The organism is Streptomyces sp. Ag82_O1-12 (assembly GCF_900182715.1).
GTDB classification, from domain to species: domain Bacteria; phylum Actinomycetota; class Actinomycetes; order Streptomycetales; family Streptomycetaceae; genus Streptomyces; species Streptomyces massasporeus.
The window spans coordinates 5,581,293-5,597,471 of sequence record NZ_FXUW01000001.1 but is presented as its reverse complement, the minus strand read 5'-3'; the positions used below and the strand labels follow the sequence as shown (position 1 = coordinate 5,597,471).

The window sequence follows — 16,179 nt, the reverse complement described above, 5'->3', positions numbered from 1 at the left end:
CCTACGCACCGGTACAGCGCCGTACCATCGTCCTATGGCTACGGAAGACGCGGTGCGCGAGGCACTGGCGACGGTGAACGACCCCGAGATCCACAAGCCCATCACCGAACTCGGGATGGTCAAGTCGGTGGAGATCGGCGCGGACGGGGCGGTCGCGGTCACCGTCTACCTCACGGTCTCGGGCTGCCCGATGCGGGAGACGATCACGCAGCGCGTGACCGACGCGGTCTCCGCGGTCGAGGGCGTCACCAGCGTCGACGTCACGCTCGACGTGATGAGCGACGAGCAGCGCAAGGAGCTGGCGTCCGCCCTGCGCGGCGGCCAGACCGAGCGGGAGGTCCCCTTCGCCAAGCCCGGCAGCCTGACCCGCGTCTACGCGGTCGCCTCCGGCAAGGGCGGCGTCGGCAAGTCCTCGGTGACGGTCAACCTGGCGGCCGCGATGGCGGCCGACGGCCTCAAGGTCGGTGTCGTCGACGCCGACATCTACGGCCACTCCGTGCCGCGCATGCTGGGCGCCGACGGCCGTCCCACCCAGGTCGAGAACATGATCATGCCGCCGTCGGCGAACGGCGTGAAGGTCATCTCGATCGGCATGTTCACCCCGGGCAACGCCCCGGTCGTCTGGCGCGGCCCGATGCTCCACCGCGCCCTGCAGCAGTTCCTCGCGGACGTCTACTGGGGCGACCTGGACGTGCTGCTGCTGGACCTGCCGCCCGGCACCGGCGACATCGCGATCTCCGTGGCCCAGCTGGTCCCGAACGCCGAGATCCTGGTCGTGACGACCCCGCAGCAGGCGGCGGCCGAGGTCGCCGAGCGCGCGGGCTCCATCGCCGTCCAGACCCACCAGAAGATCGTCGGCGTGGTCGAGAACATGTCCGGCCTGCCCTGCCCGCACTGCGACGAGATGGTCGACGTCTTCGGCACGGGCGGCGGCCAGACGGTCGCCGACGGCCTGACCCGCACGACCGGCGCGAACGTCCCGGTCCTCGGCAGCATCCCGATCGACGTCCGCCTGCGTGAGGGCGGCGACGACGGCAAGCCGGTCGTCCTGTCGGATCCGGACTCCCCGGCGGGCTCGGCCCTGCGCGCGATCGCGGGCAAACTGGGAGGACGGCAGCGGGGCCTGTCGGGCCTGTCGCTCGGTATCACTCCGAGGAACAAGTTCTGAACTGACCCAGGGGCGCGGGGAACTGCGCGATCGGCCACCGACGACCCGCAGCCGCCCGCACACGACACCGCCCACGGCGAAGGGGCGCCGACAACCGGCGCCCCTCACCTCACGCGTACGAGGCGATGTCCTTCACCACGGCGAAGCCGAGCCCATACGCGCTCATGCCCCTGCCGTACGCCCCGACGTGAACCCCCGACGAGGTGGACCCGGCCAGCACCCACCCGAACTCGGACTCCCGGTAGTGGAACGCCGTCGGCACCCCGTCCACGGGAAGCGACAGCGTCGACCAGTCGTCGCCCTCCAGGTCGTCCGCCAGCACCCACGCCGTCTCGGTCTGCTGCTCCAGCCAGTCGTCCCGCAGCGTGTGGTCCATCTGCCCGGGCCAGGTGAAGGACAGCAGCCCCACCCCCGCGAGCCACGCCGCGGAGGACACCGACGTGGCCTCCAGGAGCCCCGTTCCGTCCGCCGTGCGCCGTGAGGGGTTCGCCGCCACGGTCACGACGACCGCGAACTTCTCCTTGGAATCCTGATCGCCACCGGCCGCGTGCTCGTTGCGCACGGTGGGTTCGTCCCCGTGGCCGATCGACCCGTGTTCCACGGCCCCGTCGGCCGTCGTACCGACCTGCATCAGCCGGCGCGGTCCCGTGAAGGCCTCGTCGAGGCCGTACCACGGGAAGGGCGCACGCAGGTAGTCGTCGACCGTACGCCGGGCGGAGGGGAGCTGTTGTCCACCCTCCGCGGCCGGCGTCTGCGCGACTGCCCGACTCGTCGTCTCCATGTGCCCGGACGCCTCCTCGCTCTAGTCGGACCGGAACGGCCCGCCCCCCTTCGGGCGTACTCGTCACGGTCCGCACAACAACTCGGCAGCATAGCCACACCGCTGCGAGCAGCAGGGAAACCGCCCGGCGCGTGGGCCGCACGGGCGCCCGGTTCAGGCCGTAGACAGCCCGACCGGAGTATGAAACGCGTCACGCGCGTGGGGGCGCACGCCCCTGAGCGTGTCGCTCAGGTGGCGTCCGCGTCGAACGGCGGCCGGTCGTCCGGATCGGGCGTCTCCGGCTTCTTCGTCATGTCGATGCGGCCACCCGGGGAACCGGCGGCGCCGGCGGACGACGCGGACGAGGTGTCGGAGTCACGGCTGTGGACGGCGTCGGTGACCTCGGCCATCTCCTTCTTCAGGTCGAAGCCGTTGCGGATCTCCTTGAGCCCCAGGTCCTCGTTGTCCAGCTGCTTGCGGATGAACGTCTTGGGGTTGAGGTCCTCGAACTCGAAGTCCTTGAACTCCGGGCCCAGTTCCTCCCGGATGTCGTTCTTCGCGCTCTCCGAGAACTCACGGATCTTCCGGATCGTGCGCGTCACGTCCTGGATGACCTTGGGGAGCTTGTCCGGACCGAAGACGAGCACGGCGAGGACGATGAGCGTCACCAGCTCGAGTGGTCCTATGTCATTGAACACCTGAAGCTCCTTGCGATGTCCTCGGTCCTCGGTCCTCGGCCCTCGTGGTCGGTGCGGGTCTTGCCGTGGTCCGGGCCGGATCCACGGTACCCGGCGATCCCGTGCGACCGGTACTGTCCCGGGACCTCCGAGTGCGGGAGGTGGGAGCGCTTTCCCGATTGTTTGCCTTGTTGGCCCCTTGTGGGGCCTGTTGAGGCGGGTTGGCGAGTCCCGGGCGTCATGTCTCAGCCACCGGACGATCCGAGGACGAGCGAGACCTTCCGCTCCTTGCCGCCGCGCTCGACGGTCAGCTCCAGCCGGTCGCCGGGGCGGCGCGCACGGGTCTTGACGATCAGTTCCTCACCGGAGTGCACCCGCCGGCCGTCGACCTCCGTGATGACGTCGCCCGACGTGAGCCCGGCCTTGGCGCCCGGGCCGCCCGCGGTGACCGGCGCTCCGCCCTCGCTGCCCTCGGTCGCGACACGCGCGCCGTCGCCCGAGTAGTCCATGTCCAGGGTGATGCCGATGACCGGGTGGGTCGCCTTGCCGGTGTTGATCAGCTCTTCCGCGACGCGTTTGCCCTGGTTGATGGGTATGGCGAAGCCGAGGCCTATCGAACCGGACCGGCTGCTGTCCTGTGTGGAGCCGCTGTCCGCCGAGCGAATGGCCGAGTTGATGCCGATGACCCGGGCCCGGGTGTCGAGCAGGGGCCCGCCGGAGTTGCCGGGGTTGATGGGCGCGTCGGTCTGGAGGGCGTCGACGTACGACACGTCGCTGCCGTCGCCCTTGTCTCCGCCGGCGGTGATGGGCCGCTGCTTGGCGCTGATGATGCCGGAGGTGACCGTGCCGGCCAGGTCGAAGGGGGCGCCGATGGCCACGACCGGGTCGCCGACCTGCACATTGTCCGAGTTGCCGAGGGGGAGCGGGGTGAGTCCGCTGACGCCCTTCACCTTCACGACGGCGAGGTCGTAGCCGCTGTCCCGCCCGACGACCTCGGCCTGAGCGGTCTGCCCGCCGTTGAAGGTCACGGTGATCTCGCCGCCCGAGTCGCCGGGCTGCACGACGTGGTTGTTGGTGAGGATGTGCCCGCGGGTGTCGAGCACGAAGCCGGTGCCCGTGCCCTGCTCGCCGGAGCCGCTGACATGCAGGGTGACCACGCTGGGCAGGGCCCGCCCGGCGATCCCGGCCACACTGTCCGCGTCCCGCGCGGCGGCCTCTTTCCCGGCCTGCGGCAGCTCGACCGACCCCACACCCCCGTTGCGCTCCAGATACGTCCCTACGACGCCGCCGAAGCCCCCGGAGACGAGCGCGAGCAGCACGGCTCCGAGCACCAGGGACTTCTTGCCGCGCTTGCGCCGCTGCTCCGTGCTGAGGACGGCGGCGCCGTTCTGCTGGAGAGGTCCGTGTCCCCCTGCGGCAGCGGGAGCCGCCCAGGGGTCGTAGCGCTGCCAGGGGTCGGAGGCAGGGGCGGGTGCCGGAGGTTCGGCGTAGACCGGAGCGGCCGACAGGGGCGCGGGGGCGCCGGAGACTCCAGGGGCTCCAGGCGGCGGCATCTCGGTCGGCACGGTCGGGTTGCCCGGCACGGTCGGCTGCCCCGGTATCGCCACGCCCTGCACCGGGGTGGGCGGGGTCGGCGGGTGCTGGACGGGAGGGGCCGGGTGCTGGACGGGCGGGGCCGGTGCCCAGGGGCCGGGTTCGCCGTAGGGCGGGGTGCTGTACGGGTCGGGGTCGTGCAGCGGCTTCGGAGCTCCCTCGGCCGGCGTGGCGGGTGAGGCGGACGGCGCGGCGGAGGCGACCGGGGCATCCTGTTCGGCCTCCCGGGCGGCGGGGACCGAGACGGCGGCCTCCGCAGGTGCCTCGCCGGAGGCGGTCGAGGCGGCGGCAGGCACCGCCTCGGGACGCCTCAGCTCGTAGTCGCCGTCCGCGTCGGTCCGAGCCGCCGGACGGGCCAGCTCGAAGTCGCCGTCACGGTCGGTGGGGTCCGCAGGGGCCGTCGCCGGCTCCCGCGCCCCGCCCGTACCGTCCGGGTCCTCCGAAAGGTCCTGCGGCCGTGGACGGCTCCACCACTTCGCCTTCGTGGGCTTCCCCTCGTTCATGCTCTCCCCACAGCCGCGGCACGGCTCGTCGCGGTGGCCGCAGTTCGTCGAATCGGCGCCCGGCCACACACCTCGGCGGCGGGCGACAACCCCCGGATTCAATCAGGTTCGCGGGCCGCCGCGCAGAGGCCGGTCAGTGAGCCGTGCGCGAGGGGGCGGAGGAAGAGGGGGACGAGGCCGGGTCGGGCGGGGGCACGGCGAACAGGGGGGCCGCCATCTCGGGGACCGACGACCACGAGGTCAGGGCGGCCGGTGTCGCCACTTCGAGCGGTCGTATCAGCGGGGACATGACCGCGGCACCGGCCATCACCGGGGCGGTCAGCGCGTGCAGCGCCTGGTGCCGGGTGGCGGACGGCATGCCGGGCAGGAGCGGGGCGGACACCTCGGTCGGGGCGACCGAGGCGTGGCCGAGCGTGTTCTGGCCGTGCACCTGCCCGAGCAGCGGCGCCGTGCGGCGGCGCTGGGATTCGGGCGGGGTCGCGGCGCCGGTGCCCTGGGTGCGCATCGGTGTCACGTTGCTCCCCGTGCCCTGGCCGCCGCGGGCCTCGGTGTCGATCGGGGTGACCGTGGTGACGCCGCCCAGCGCGATCGCGGCCAGGGAGACCGCGCCGGCGGCCGCGAACGCGAACCGCAGCCGCGAGGAGGACCGGTCGCCGTCGTGCCGGCCGACGTCGTGGATGCGGAAACCCCTCTCCGAGGGGAGGCCGCGGTGGCCGGAGGGCAGAGCGCCGGAGTCGGAGGGGAGGCTCCGGTCTCCCGGAGTGGCGGGCAGCACAGGCAGGTGCGGCCGGGACGGGGCGTACCCGAACTCGAACCGCTCACCGCGCTTCACGCCGAAGGCGCCGGACGATCCGAACCGTCCGGACAGGCCTCCGGGCAGCCCTCCTCCGCCCGGCGGTGTGACATCACCGTCCGGGCCGCCGCCCGCGGGTAGTCCCTGCAGGCGGGCCAGGAAACTCTCGGACGGGGGCGGCGGGGCCGCCTCCGCGAAGACGTTCTTCAGCCGGCGCTGTGCGTCCACTTCCGCCTTGCACTTCGGGCAGGTGGCCACGTGCGCCAGTACGCGCTCACGCGCGTCATGACCGAGCTCTCCGTCCACCAGGGCGGAGAGTCGGTCTCCCAGATGCTGCTCTGCGAGGTGACCCTCGGAGGCTTTCGGCCGAGATCCGCTCACGCGCTCGCGCCCCCTCCTCCCAGGGCCGGAACACGGGGCACGTAGGAGCGCCGCTCGGCACGCGCCTCCGGGGAGCGGTGCGCGAGGGCCTTGCGCAGCTGCGAACGCCCACGGTGGATCCGCGAGCGGACCGTGCCGAGCTTCACGCCGAGGGTCGCGGCGATCTCCTCGTACGACAGCCCTTCGATGTCGCACAGGACGACCGCGGCGCGGAACTCGGGGGCGAGGGTGTCGAGGGCCTGCTGGACGTCCGCGTCGAAGTGCGCGTCGTTGAAGAGCTGCTGCGGCGTGGGCTCCTTGCTGGGCAGGCGCTCGGCCGCGTCCTCGCCGAGCGCGTCGAAGCGGATGCGCTGCTTGCGGCGGACCATGTCCAGGAACAGGTTCGTGGTGATGCGGTGCAGCCAGCCCTCGAAGGTGCCCGGTGTGTAGGTCGACAGGGAGCGGAAGACGCGGACGAAGACCTCCTGCGTGAGGTCCTCCGCGTCGTGCTGGTTGCCGGTCAGACGGTAGGCGAGCCGGTAGACCCGGCCGCTGTGCGTGCTGACGATCTCCTCCCACGTGGGCGGAGTCCACGCCTGCCCGTCCGCGTCGGTGGTGAAGGTCGCGGTCTGGGCGAAGTCAGCGGCGTGACTGTGGTCAGCAGCGGTGTCGTTCACAGATGTCGGCCTGCCCGCCGATCCGAGGAAGCGCCGCAGCACTCCTCCGCGATCCACAGGCGCAGCCGCACCTCCCCTGTCAGCTCTGGTGGTGTCCAGTGGAGCCCCTACCATAGCCACCTCGCCCGTTAGGACCGGATAAGCGGTTTTACGAGACTTTGATGTGGGTGGATACCCCTCGTACTGCTGCGTCGGCAGTTGCTCGCCGATCTGATCCACCGCCCGCCCCCCCGTCCCGACCCGCGCCAGTTGCTCATCCCTTTAAACGACCGGTCCCATCTGCGAGTTCCCGTGCCCAACGGATACAGTCACGCCCAGGCATTCACGGGGACAGGAGAGGGTCATTACCGGCAACCGGCAGACGAGCTGGGCGTTCGCCGACGCCTATGTCGCCGAGGACGAAGCGCTGCACTGGGCCCGGGACCGCGCCCGTGAGGCAGGGCTGCGCTCGGTGACGCCCGGCACGGGCGCCGCGCTGCGGTTGCTGGCCGCGTCGGTCGACGCGAAGGCCGTCGCGGAGATCGGCACCGGCTGCGGCGTCTCCGGGATCCACCTCCTGCACGGTATGCGGCCCGACGGCGTCCTGACGACCGTGGACCCCGAGCCCGAGCACCAGCAGTTCGCCCGGCAGGCCTTCCGGGCCTCGGGCTTCGCCAGCAACCGGGCCCGCTTCATCCCGGGCCGCGCCCTGGACGTGCTGCCGCGCCTCGCGGACGCCGGCTACGACCTGGTCTTCTGCGACGGTGACCGCCTGGAGGTCATGGACTACCTCGCTGAATCGTTGCGTCTGCTGCGCACCGGCGGGCTGGTCGTCTTCGAGGGCGCCTTCGCCAACGGCCGGACGGTCGACTCCGGACCGCAGCCCACCGAGGTGCTGCGGCTGCGGGAGCTGCTGCGCGCGGTGCGCGAGAGCCAGGAGCTGGTGCCGTCCCTGCTGCCGGTGGGCGACGGGCTGCTGTGCGCGGTGAAACGCTAGCCGGATCGCTCGCTCGTCAGGAGGATCGCTCGTCAGCCGGATCGTGCGTTAGCCGGGCGGGAGGCGGGGCAGGCGAGTGTCGTCGGGGAGAAAACAGCCGCCCCGGCACCACATGTGATGCCGGGGCAACTGAAGGGGTATGGTCGCTTGCGCGTCAGCCGACGACCTTCTTGAGGGCGTCGCCGAGCGCGTCGGCCTCGTCCGGGGTCAGCTCGACGACGAGCCGACCGCCGCCTTCGAGCGGAACGCGCATGACGATGCCCCGCCCCTCCTTGGTCACCTCGAGCGGGCCATCACCCGTTCGCGGCTTCATGGCCGCCATGCTCGTTCCCCTTCCTGAAACCCAGCTCATCGTCAAAGCCGACGGCCCCTGAGAAGGGCACACGTGCGGCCCTTGTGGCAGGACACGCGACACCGGCATCGAACACATTGCTTCCAAGCCATTATCCCGCATCGCAGGACCCGATGACCAACATCAGTAGGCATCGCTTGGGCAACGCACGCGAGCAAAACCACTCAATTCGGCGATGAGACTGCGATACTCCGCCACCGCACACACGTCCGCCGAACGAATCCGGGCGAGAATTCTTTGACGCAGGTCACACGTCCGGTCCGGTTCCCCGTCGGTGATCTCCGTCATGCTGTCCTGCAGACCCGGGGGCGTACCGGCCGGTACGCCCCCGATCCGCGACTCGGAGGGGATACGCCATGACCGACACCGTGCTCTACGAGGTGAGCGACGGACTCGCGACGATCACGCTGAACCGCCCGGAGGCGATGAACGCGCTGAACGTGGCGGCCAAGGTCGCCCTGCGGGAGGCGGTCGAGGCGGCGGCGGGCGACGGCGCCGTACGGGCGGTGCTGCTGACAGCCGCCGGTGACCGGGCGTTCTGCGTCGGGCAGGACCTCAAGGAGCACATCGGGCTGCTGGTCCAGGACCGGGAGACCGGCTCCGGCCAGACCATGAGCACCGTGCGGGAGCACTACAACCCGATCGTGCGGGCGCTGGCCGGTGCGGCGAAGCCGGTCGTCGCGGCGGTGAACGGCGTGGCGGCCGGGGCGGGCTTCGGTTTCGCGCTCGCCGCGGACTACCGGATCGTGGCGGACACGGCGTCGTTCAACACCTCGTTCGCCGGCGTGGCCCTGACCGCGGACTCGGGGATCTCCTGGACCCTGCCGAGGGTCGTCGGACCGGGACGCGCCACCGACCTGCTGCTCTTCCCGCGCAGCATCAGCGCGCAGGAGGCGTACGAGCTGGGTGTCGCGAACCGGCTGGTGCCCGCCGGCGAGCTGCGCGCGGAGGCCGAGAAGGTGGCGCGGGCGCTGGCCGAGGGTCCGACGGTGGCGCTGGCCGCGCTGAAGGAGTCGGTGGCCTTCGGACTGACGCACTCCTTGGAGGAGACCCTGGAGAAGGAGGACGAGCTCCAGACCAGGGCGGGCTCCTCCGAAGACCACGCGATCGCGGTCCAGGCCTTCGTCAACAAGGAGAAGCCGAAGTATCTGGGCCGGTGAGCCCGGAACTCCAGCGCCGTCGGGGAGCTGCGGGACCTATGTCACCGGCCGCGCCCACGCGGAGCCGCCAGGGCCTGTCGTTTGGATCGGGTCGCAGACACGGGCCCGCGCCCCTACGGGGTGCTTCTGACGACGCAGGCTTCCAGGTGATCGTCCACCAGGCCGCACGCCTGCATCAGCGCGTACGCCGTCGTCGGCCCGACGAACCGCAGGCCCCGCTTCTTCAGCGCCTTGGACAGCGCTGTCGACTCGGGGGTGACCGGCGGGACGTCGGAGAGGGTCTTCGGGACCGGGCGGCCGGCGGGGTCGGGGGCGTGGGACCAGATCAGCTCGTCCAGTTCGCCCGGGGCCCATTCGGCAAGCGCACGCGCGTTGGCGAGGGTCGCGTCGATCTTGGCGCGGTTGCGGATGATGCCGGCGTCGGCCAGCAGCCGCTCGCGGTCCTCGTCGGTGAAGGCGGCCACCGAGGCGATCTTGAAGTCGGCGAAGGCGGCGCGGAAGCCGGGGCGGCGGCGCAGGATCGTGATCCAGGACAGGCCGGACTGGAAGGCCTCCAGGCTGAGCCGCTCGAACAGCGCGTCGTCACCGTGGACCGGGCGGCCCCACTCCTCGTCGTGGTACGCCACGTACTCCGGGGCGGACAGGGCCCAGGGGCAGCGCAGCGCGCCGTCCGGGCCGGCCAGGGCGGTGCCGTCGCTCACGGCCGGTCCTCCTGCCGCTTGTCCATGGACACGTGGTGCTCCCCGGAGGCGTGCACCGGCCCGTGGGCGGCGGCCGACCGGGCACCGGCCAGGGCCGACTCCAGGTCGGCGATGCGGGCGTCGCGCTCGGCGAGCTCGGCGCCCAGGCGGCCGAGGGCGTCGTCCACGTCCGCCATGCGGTAGCCGCGGGCGGCGAGCGGGAAGCGCAGGCCCTCCACGTCCGCGCGGTCGACCGGGCGGTCCGGGGGCAGCGGGTCCCGCAGCCGCTCGGGGGCGGCCTCGGGCAGCGGGCCGTTCTCGCCGCCGCCCACCACGGCGAGGGTCACCGCGCCGACCACGACGGCGAGCGCGACGACCAGGAACAGGAACATAACCATCGCGGGGCCCCCACGGTCGGATGGATCGGACTCCCCGGGAGTCCACCGAGTCGGATGTTGTCAGGCTCCGATCGTGCCATGCGAGTCCGACAGTTAGGGTCGCAGGCGGCGGAAGACGGGACGCAACAGGAAAGGTCACAGGGGATGCTCAGGCTGGGCAGGCGGGAATTCGGGACGCACGAGCCGGTGATCATGGCGATCGTGAACCGCACCCCGGACTCCTTCTACGACCAGGGCGCCACCTTCCGCGACGAGCCGGCCCTCGCGCGCGTGGAGCAGGCCGTGGCCGAGGGCGCCGCGATCATCGACATCGGCGGGGTCAAGGCGGGGCCGGGCGAGGAGGTCACGGCCGAGGAGGAGGCCCGGCGGACGGTCGGGTTCGTCCGGGAGGTGCGGCGGCGGTTCCCGGACGTGATCATCAGCGTGGACACCTGGCGGGCGGAGGTCGGCGAGGCCGTGTGCGAGGCCGGGGCCGATCTGCTGAACGACGCGTGGGGCGGGGTCGATCCCGGGCTGGCCGAGGTCGCCGCACGTCACGGGGTGGGGCTGGTGTGCACCCACGCCGGCGGGGCGGAGCCGCGGACGCGGCCGCACCGCATCGAGTACGACGACGTCATGGCGGACATCCTGGACGTGACGGTCGGGCTGGCCGAACGGGCGCTCGCGCTGGGCGTGCCACGGGAGTCGATCATGATCGACCCGGGTCATGACTTCGGGAAGAACACACGGCACAGCCTGGAGGCGACGCGGCGGCTGGACGAGATGGTCGCCACCGGGTGGCCGGTGCTGGTGTCGCTGTCCAACAAGGACTTCGTCGGGGAGACGCTGGACCGGCCCGTGAAGGAACGGGTCGTGGGGACGCTGGCGACGACGGCGGTGTCCGCGTGGCTGGGGGCGCAGGTGTACCGGGTGCACGAGGTCGCCGAGACACGGCAGGTGCTGGACATGGTGGCGACGATCGCCGGGCGTCGGGCCCCTGCCGTAGCGCGGCGCGGGTTGGCCTGACCGAGGTGCCAGGGGGCTCCGCCCCCTGGATTCCCGGCCTGCGCCCCGCCACGGGGCCTAGCGGCCCGCCTCCTTCGACACCAGCGCCACCGCCTCGTCCACGTCGTCCGTCACGTGGAACAGCAGCAGGTCCTTCTCCGCCGCCTTGCCCTGGGCGATCACCGTGTCGCGGAGCCAGTCGACCAGGCCGCCCCAGTAGTCGCTGCCGAAGAGGACGATCGGGAAGCGCGTCACCTTCTGGGTCTGGACCAGCGTGAGGGCCTCGAAGAGCTCGTCGAGGGTGCCGAGTCCGCCGGGCAGGACGACGAAGCCCTGGGCGTACTTGACGAACATCATCTTCCGGACGAAGAAGTAGCGGAAGTTCAGGCCGATGTCGACGTACGGGTTCAGGCCCTGCTCGAACGGCAGCTCGATGCCGAGGCCGACCGACATGCCCTTCGCCTCGAGGGCGCCCTTGTTGGCCGCCTCCATCGCGCCCGGGCCGCCTCCGGTGATGACGGCGAAGCCCGCGTCGACCAGGCCCTGTCCCAGCCGCACGCCCGCCTCGTACTCGGGCGAGTCCGCCGGGGTCCGGGCCGAGCCGAACACGCTGATCGCGGGCGGGAGTTCGGCGAGCGTGCCGAAGCCCTCGATGAACTCCGACTGGATGCGCAGCACGCGCCAGGGGTCGGTATGGACCCAGTCGGAAGGGGCTCGCTCGTCCAGCAGCCGCTGGTCGGTGGTGCTGGCCTGCACCTGGTCCCGCCTCTGGAGGACCGGGCCCAGGCGCTTCTCCTCCGGCGGCTGCTTCTTCCCCTCGGGGTTGCCGGTCGCCATGTGCGCTCCCTCCGTCGTGCCTGTCTTTCCACCTCAGCGTAGATCTACGCGGGTTACGAACGAGGGACGTGAGCATGTCCGCGATGAAGCGCCGTAAACCCGTCGGCGTGCCGGCGGGGTCAGGCGGTCAGCCAGTTCCGCAGGCGCTCCTCGCCCGCGAGGATCTTGGCGATCTCCACGCGCTCGTCCCGCTTGTGCGCCAAGTGGGGATTGCCGGGGCCGTAGTTGACCGCCGGAACGCCGAGCGCCGAGAAGCGGGAGACGTCCGTCCAGCCGTACTTCGGCATCGGGGTGCCGCCGACCGCCTCGATGAACGCCTTGGCCGCGGGGTGGGACAGACCGGGCATCGCCGCGCCGCTGTGGTCGACGACCTCGAACTCCTCCACCCCGCAGTCCGCGAAGACCTCACGGACGTGGGCGATCGCCTCCTCGGGCGTGCGGTCGGGCGCGTAGCGGAAGTTGACGGTGACGACGCACTCGTCGGGGATGACGTTGCCGGCCACTCCCCCGCCGATGCCGACGGCGTTCAGGCCCTCGCGGTACTCCAGGCCGTCGATGACCGGCCAACGCGGTTCGTAGGAGGCCAGGCGGGCGAGGATCGGGGCGGCGGCGTGGATCGCGTTGGAGCCCATCCAGCCGCGTGCCGAGTGGGCCCGCTCGCCCGTGGTCTTCAGCAGGACCCGCAGCGTGCCCTGGCAGCCGCCCTCGACCTGGCCGTCCGACGGCTCCAGGAGCACCGCGAAGTCGCCCTGAAGCCACTCGGGGTGCGTCTCGGAGACGTGCTTGAGACCGTTCAGCTCCGCGGCGACCTCCTCGTTGTCGTAGAAGACGAAGGTCAGGTCGCGGTTGGGGGCGGGGACCGTGGCCGCGATGCGCAGCTGGACCGCGACGCCGGACTTCATGTCGCAGGTGCCGCAGCCCCACAGGACGCCGTCCTCGTCGAGCCGGGAGGGGACGTTGTCCGCCACGGGGACGGTGTCGATGTGGCCGGCCAGGATCACCCGCTGCGAGCGGCCGAGGTTCGTGCGGGCCACGACGTTGTTGCCGTACCGGTCGACCGTCAGGTGGGGCAGCGCGCGCAGCGCGGTCTCGATCGCGTCCGCGAGGGGCTTCTCGGTGCCGCTCTCGGAACGGAAGTCGACGAGCCGGGCGGTGAGCTCCGCGGCGTCCAGCGTGAGGTCAAGCGAGGTGTCGGCCATGCCGTCGACCCTAACGCGCCCTGCCCGGGCCTCACTGTCCACACCCGGCTCATGCCACTCCGTACTCTCCAGTACCTTGTACGGCGTGCCAGAGCCGTCCTCTCCCCAGCGTCGTGGCCGCCTCTTCCGATGCGGAGCCGCCTTCATGGCCCTGCTCGCGGTCGCCGGTTACCTCGTCGTGCAGTACATCACCGGGGGCTCGGGTGGACCGGGCTGCAAGGTGGTCTCCGGCAAGGGCGACGGCGCGTCGTACGAGTTCACGCCCGAGCAGGCGGTGAACGCGGCGACGATCACCGCCGTGGGGACCGCGCGCGGGCTGCCCGAGCGGGCCGTGACCATCGCGCTGGCGACCGCGCTTCAGGAATCCGCCCTGCGCAACATCAAGCACGGTGACCGGGACTCCCTCGGCCTGTTCCAGCAGCGGCCCTCGCAGGGCTGGGGAACGCCGAAGGAGATCATGGACCCGACGTACTCGGCCGGTGAGTTCTACGACCACCTGGTCAAGGTGCCCGGCTACACCCGGCTGCCGCTCACCGTCGCCGCGCAGCGTGTGCAGCGCAGCGGATTCCCGCAGGCCTACGCCAAGCACGAGCCGGACGCCGCGCTGCTCGCCGCGGCCCTCACCGGGCAGTCGGCGGCCACGCTGACCTGCGAGGGCCGCCCCGCCGCGACCCGGGCCTCGGGTCCGGACGGGGTGCGGGCCGCGCTCGTGCGGGACTTCGGGCGCGATGTGCTGGAGCCGGCCGGTGCCGAGGTGAACCGCGGTGCGTCGACGGCCACGCCCGCGCCGTCCCCGAGCGCCGGGGACGGCGGCCGGACCGTGACCCTGCCGGTGACCGCCGACACCAGCGCGGCGACCGGGCGGAGCCTGGACCAACGGGGCTGGCAGCTGGCGCACTGGGCCGTGTCCAACGCCTCCGAGCTGCACATCGCGCGCGTCACCTACGCGGGGCGCGAGTGGGTCGCCGGGAACACCGCCAGCCAGTGGCGGGAGCCCACGGCGAAGGGCACCGCCGGCGCGGAACGGGACGCGGACGCGGTCCGTGTCGTCACGATGGGCTAGATCGCGCACGGGTGCGGGGAGTCACCCGAGGGGGTTACCCGAGCGGTCCCGCGGCGACGGTGTGCGCAGGTTTTCGCACCCGCACCCGAGAATCCGCGAAATCCCTTGCGAGCACAGGGCTGGAAGGATTCGGCAGGGTTTCCCCCGGAGGCCCCTTTGACCGTTTTTATCCGCAACCGATAATGCGACGCATTGCCAACTCTTTACGTTGCGGCGCCGCAACCTTCGCGGGCTTCGAGCGGTAGTCACTGCGTCCGAGCCGGGGTGATCCACAGCCAGTCGATCAACTGCCGGACCCGGTCGGACACTTCACGAAGCTCACTGTTCTCTCCCGTCGAAGGAGCACCATGTCCCTCCCCCTGACCCGCCGTATCGCCCGTGCCGCGCTGATCGTCGCTGCGGGAGCGGCTGCCGGGGTCGGTGCGGCCGGCTCCGCCAGCGCGGCCCCCGAGCTGCCCGCCACCCCGAACCTCGGTGGCCTGACCGCCCTGGACGGGGCCAACGTCGGCAACACCGTCGACGGCGCGGCGCAGAAGGTCACCGAGTCCGCGGGTGACACCGGCGGCAAGACCGTCGAGAAGGCGGTGCCGGCCGCGGGCAAGACCGGCGGCAAGGCGGTCAAGAAGACCACGCCCGTGGCGCAGAAGGCGGCCGGTGACGCGGCGGGCTCCGCCGGGCAGCTCGTCGGCGACACGGCCGGTTCGGCCAAGGGCGGCCTGCCGACGGACTCCCTCACCAAGGGCGGCGTGCCGTCCGCGGACTCCCTGCCGGTGAAGAGCCTGCCGGTCGGCTGACACGGCGGCGTTGTGACGCCGAAGGGGTCCGGGGAGCTTTCCCCGGACCCCTTCGGTGTGCTCGGCCGCGGTCACAGCCGCTGTACGGCCGCCGCCACCCTCTCGTCCGTGGCCGTCAGCGCCACGCGCACGAACTCCGCGCCCGCCGGGCCGTAGAAGTCGCCGGGGGCCACGAGGATGCCGCGCTTGGCGAGGTGGTCCACCGTGTCCCAGCAGGACTCGCCCCGGGTGGCCCACAGGTAGAGGCTGGCCTCGCTGTGCTCGATGCGGAAGCCGTGGGTGACCAGGGCCTCGCGCAGCAGCTCGCGACGGGACACGTAGCGCTCGCGCTGGACGCGCACGTGGTCGTCGTCGCCGAGGGCCGCGATCACCGCCGCCTGCGTCGGAGCCGACGTCATCATGCCGCCGTGCTTGCGGATCTCCAGGAGCGGGCCGAGGACCGCCGGGTCACCGGCCAGGAAGGCCGCGCGGTAGCCGGCGAGGTTGGAGCGCTTGGAGAGGGAGTGGACGGCGACGATGCCGTCGTACGAGCCGCCGTTGACGTCCGGGTGCAGCACCGAGACCGGGTCGGCCTCCCAGCCCAGCTCCAGGTAGCACTCGTCGGAGAAGAGCAGGATGCCGTGCGAGCGGGCCCAGGCGACGATCCGGGTCAGCTCCTCCTTGGCGAGGACCTTGCCCGTGGGGTTCGACGGGGAGTTCAGCCAGAGGAGCTTCAGACCCTCGGGGTCCAGCTCCGTCGGGTCGTCGTAGGCCTCGTGGTCGGCGCGTGCCAGGCGGGCGCCGACCTCGTACGTCGGGTAGGCCAGGCGCGGGTAGGCCACCCGGTCGCCGGGGCCGAGGCCCAGCTGGGTGGGGAGCCAGGCCACGAGCTCCTTGGAGCCGACGATCGGCAGCACGTGGCGGTGGGTGACCTCCCGGGCGCCGAGGCGGCGCTCGACCCAGCCGGTGATCGCGTCGCGCAGCTCGGGTGTGCCCCAGACGGTCGGATAACCCGGCGAGTCGGCCGCGGCCACCAGCGCCTTCTGGATCAGCTCGGGCACCGGGTCGACCGGGGTGCCGACGGACAGGTCGACGATGCCGTCCGGATGGGCGGCGGCCGTGGCCTTGTACGGGGTCAGCTTGTCCCAGGGGAAGGCGGGGAGGCGGTCGGAGACTGCGGACACGGGTTCGGGCTCACTTTCTGGCACGTACGAGCCGGTCACGGC

At 72.0% G+C, this 16,179-nt stretch carries 17 protein-coding genes; 6 read left to right on the top strand and 11 right to left on the bottom strand.

From position 1 onward, the window contains the following. Nucleotides 1–34: 34 nt before the first annotated feature. Nucleotides 35–1,168 carry an Mrp/NBP35 family ATP-binding protein gene (locus tag QOL88_RS25855; protein ID WP_097220091.1) on the top strand — a complete coding sequence of 378 codons (1,134 nt, stop codon included), beginning with the start codon at nucleotides 35–37 and terminating at the stop codon, nucleotides 1,166–1,168. Between the two features lie 109 nt (nucleotides 1,169–1,277). Here the strand turns inward: QOL88_RS25855 and QOL88_RS25850 are convergent, their stop codons facing one another. The 5 genes from QOL88_RS25850 to sigE form a co-directional block, all read right to left on the bottom strand. Further along, nucleotides 1,278–1,949, bottom strand: a complete 672-nt coding sequence (locus QOL88_RS25850) for a hypothetical protein (protein WP_097220088.1) — start codon at nucleotides 1,947–1,949, stop codon at nucleotides 1,278–1,280. Between the two features lie 227 nt (nucleotides 1,950–2,176). Beyond that, nucleotides 2,177–2,626, bottom strand: coding sequence for a sec-independent translocase (locus tag QOL88_RS25845; protein ID WP_097220086.1), 450 nt, complete (start codon nucleotides 2,624–2,626; stop codon nucleotides 2,177–2,179). A 224-nt stretch (nucleotides 2,627–2,850) separates the two neighbouring features. Continuing rightward, nucleotides 2,851–4,701 (bottom strand): S1C family serine protease, encoded by a 1,851-nt coding sequence (locus QOL88_RS25840; protein WP_097220084.1) that lies wholly within the window; start codon nucleotides 4,699–4,701, stop codon nucleotides 2,851–2,853. Nucleotides 4,702–4,834: 133 nt separating this feature from the next. Beyond that, complete coding sequence (locus QOL88_RS25835; protein ID WP_097220082.1) at nucleotides 4,835–5,875, bottom strand: anti-sigma factor family protein; 1,041 nt, start codon at nucleotides 5,873–5,875, stop codon at nucleotides 4,835–4,837. Continuing rightward, nucleotides 5,872–6,573 carry an RNA polymerase sigma factor SigE gene (gene sigE / locus QOL88_RS25830; RefSeq protein ID WP_097220080.1) on the bottom strand — a complete coding sequence of 234 codons (702 nt, stop codon included), beginning with the start codon at nucleotides 6,571–6,573 and terminating at the stop codon, nucleotides 5,872–5,874. Before sigE ends, QOL88_RS25835 begins: the two co-directional genes overlap by 4 nt. A 235-nt stretch (nucleotides 6,574–6,808) precedes the next feature. Here sigE and QOL88_RS25825 point away from each other — a divergent pair, with 235 nt between their 5' ends. Then, entirely contained in the window at nucleotides 6,809–7,507 is a 699-nt protein-coding gene (locus tag QOL88_RS25825) for an O-methyltransferase (RefSeq protein WP_283445927.1), read from the top strand. Between the two features lie 154 nt (nucleotides 7,508–7,661). On the opposite strand, the gene QOL88_RS25820 is transcribed toward QOL88_RS25825, so the two are convergent. Next, on the bottom strand, nucleotides 7,662–7,829 hold the full coding sequence (locus QOL88_RS25820; RefSeq protein ID WP_003966491.1) for a DUF3117 domain-containing protein: 168 nt from the start codon (nucleotides 7,827–7,829) through the stop codon (nucleotides 7,662–7,664). A 386-nt stretch (nucleotides 7,830–8,215) separates the two neighbouring features. Between QOL88_RS25820 and chcB the strand changes: the two genes are divergently transcribed. Continuing rightward, nucleotides 8,216–9,019, top strand: coding sequence for a 2-cyclohexenylcarbonyl CoA isomerase (gene chcB / locus QOL88_RS25815; RefSeq protein WP_097220077.1), 804 nt, complete (start codon nucleotides 8,216–8,218; stop codon nucleotides 9,017–9,019). Nucleotides 9,020–9,132: 113 nt separating this feature from the next. On the opposite strand, the gene QOL88_RS25810 is transcribed toward chcB, so the two are convergent. Together QOL88_RS25810 and QOL88_RS25805 are read right to left on the bottom strand one after the other, a co-directional pair. Further along, a complete protein-coding gene (locus QOL88_RS25810) occupies nucleotides 9,133–9,720 on the bottom strand; it encodes a DNA-3-methyladenine glycosylase I (RefSeq protein ID WP_097220075.1) in 588 nt (195 codons plus the stop codon). Then, nucleotides 9,717–10,097, bottom strand: a complete 381-nt coding sequence (locus QOL88_RS25805; protein ID WP_097220073.1) for a DivIVA domain-containing protein — start codon at nucleotides 10,095–10,097, stop codon at nucleotides 9,717–9,719. The genes QOL88_RS25810 and QOL88_RS25805 overlap by 4 nt, the downstream gene beginning before the upstream one ends. Before the next feature lie 144 nt (nucleotides 10,098–10,241). On the opposite strand from QOL88_RS25805, the gene folP reads away from it, so the two are divergent. Then, nucleotides 10,242–11,102 (top strand): dihydropteroate synthase, encoded by an 861-nt coding sequence (gene folP, locus QOL88_RS25800; protein ID WP_097220071.1) that lies wholly within the window; start codon nucleotides 10,242–10,244, stop codon nucleotides 11,100–11,102. A gap of 57 nt (nucleotides 11,103–11,159) precedes the next feature. On the opposite strand, the gene QOL88_RS25795 is transcribed toward folP, so the two are convergent. Beyond that, complete coding sequence (locus tag QOL88_RS25795) at nucleotides 11,160–11,918, bottom strand: LOG family protein (RefSeq protein ID WP_031109448.1); 759 nt, start codon at nucleotides 11,916–11,918, stop codon at nucleotides 11,160–11,162. Between the two features lie 119 nt (nucleotides 11,919–12,037). Next, complete coding sequence (gene dapE / locus QOL88_RS25790; RefSeq protein WP_097220069.1) at nucleotides 12,038–13,117, bottom strand: succinyl-diaminopimelate desuccinylase; 1,080 nt, start codon at nucleotides 13,115–13,117, stop codon at nucleotides 12,038–12,040. Nucleotides 13,118–13,202: 85 nt separating this feature from the next. Here dapE and QOL88_RS25785 point away from each other — a divergent pair, with 85 nt between their 5' ends. Together QOL88_RS25785 and QOL88_RS25780 are read left to right on the top strand one after the other, a co-directional pair. Continuing rightward, on the top strand, nucleotides 13,203–14,180 hold the full coding sequence (locus QOL88_RS25785; RefSeq protein WP_441349295.1) for a VldE C-terminal domain-containing protein: 978 nt from the start codon (nucleotides 13,203–13,205) through the stop codon (nucleotides 14,178–14,180). A gap of 347 nt (nucleotides 14,181–14,527) precedes the next feature. Further along, the gene (locus QOL88_RS25780; RefSeq protein ID WP_097220065.1) at nucleotides 14,528–14,974 is read left to right on the top strand and encodes an ATP-binding protein; all 447 of its coding nucleotides are present in this window, start codon (nucleotides 14,528–14,530) and stop codon (nucleotides 14,972–14,974) included. Nucleotides 14,975–15,045: 71 nt separating this feature from the next. Here the strand turns inward: QOL88_RS25780 and QOL88_RS25775 are convergent, their stop codons facing one another. Then, the gene (locus QOL88_RS25775; protein ID WP_097220063.1) at nucleotides 15,046–16,137 is read right to left on the bottom strand and encodes a bifunctional succinyldiaminopimelate transaminase/glutamate-prephenate aminotransferase; all 1,092 of its coding nucleotides are present in this window, start codon (nucleotides 16,135–16,137) and stop codon (nucleotides 15,046–15,048) included. Between the last annotated feature and the right edge of the window lie 42 nt (nucleotides 16,138–16,179).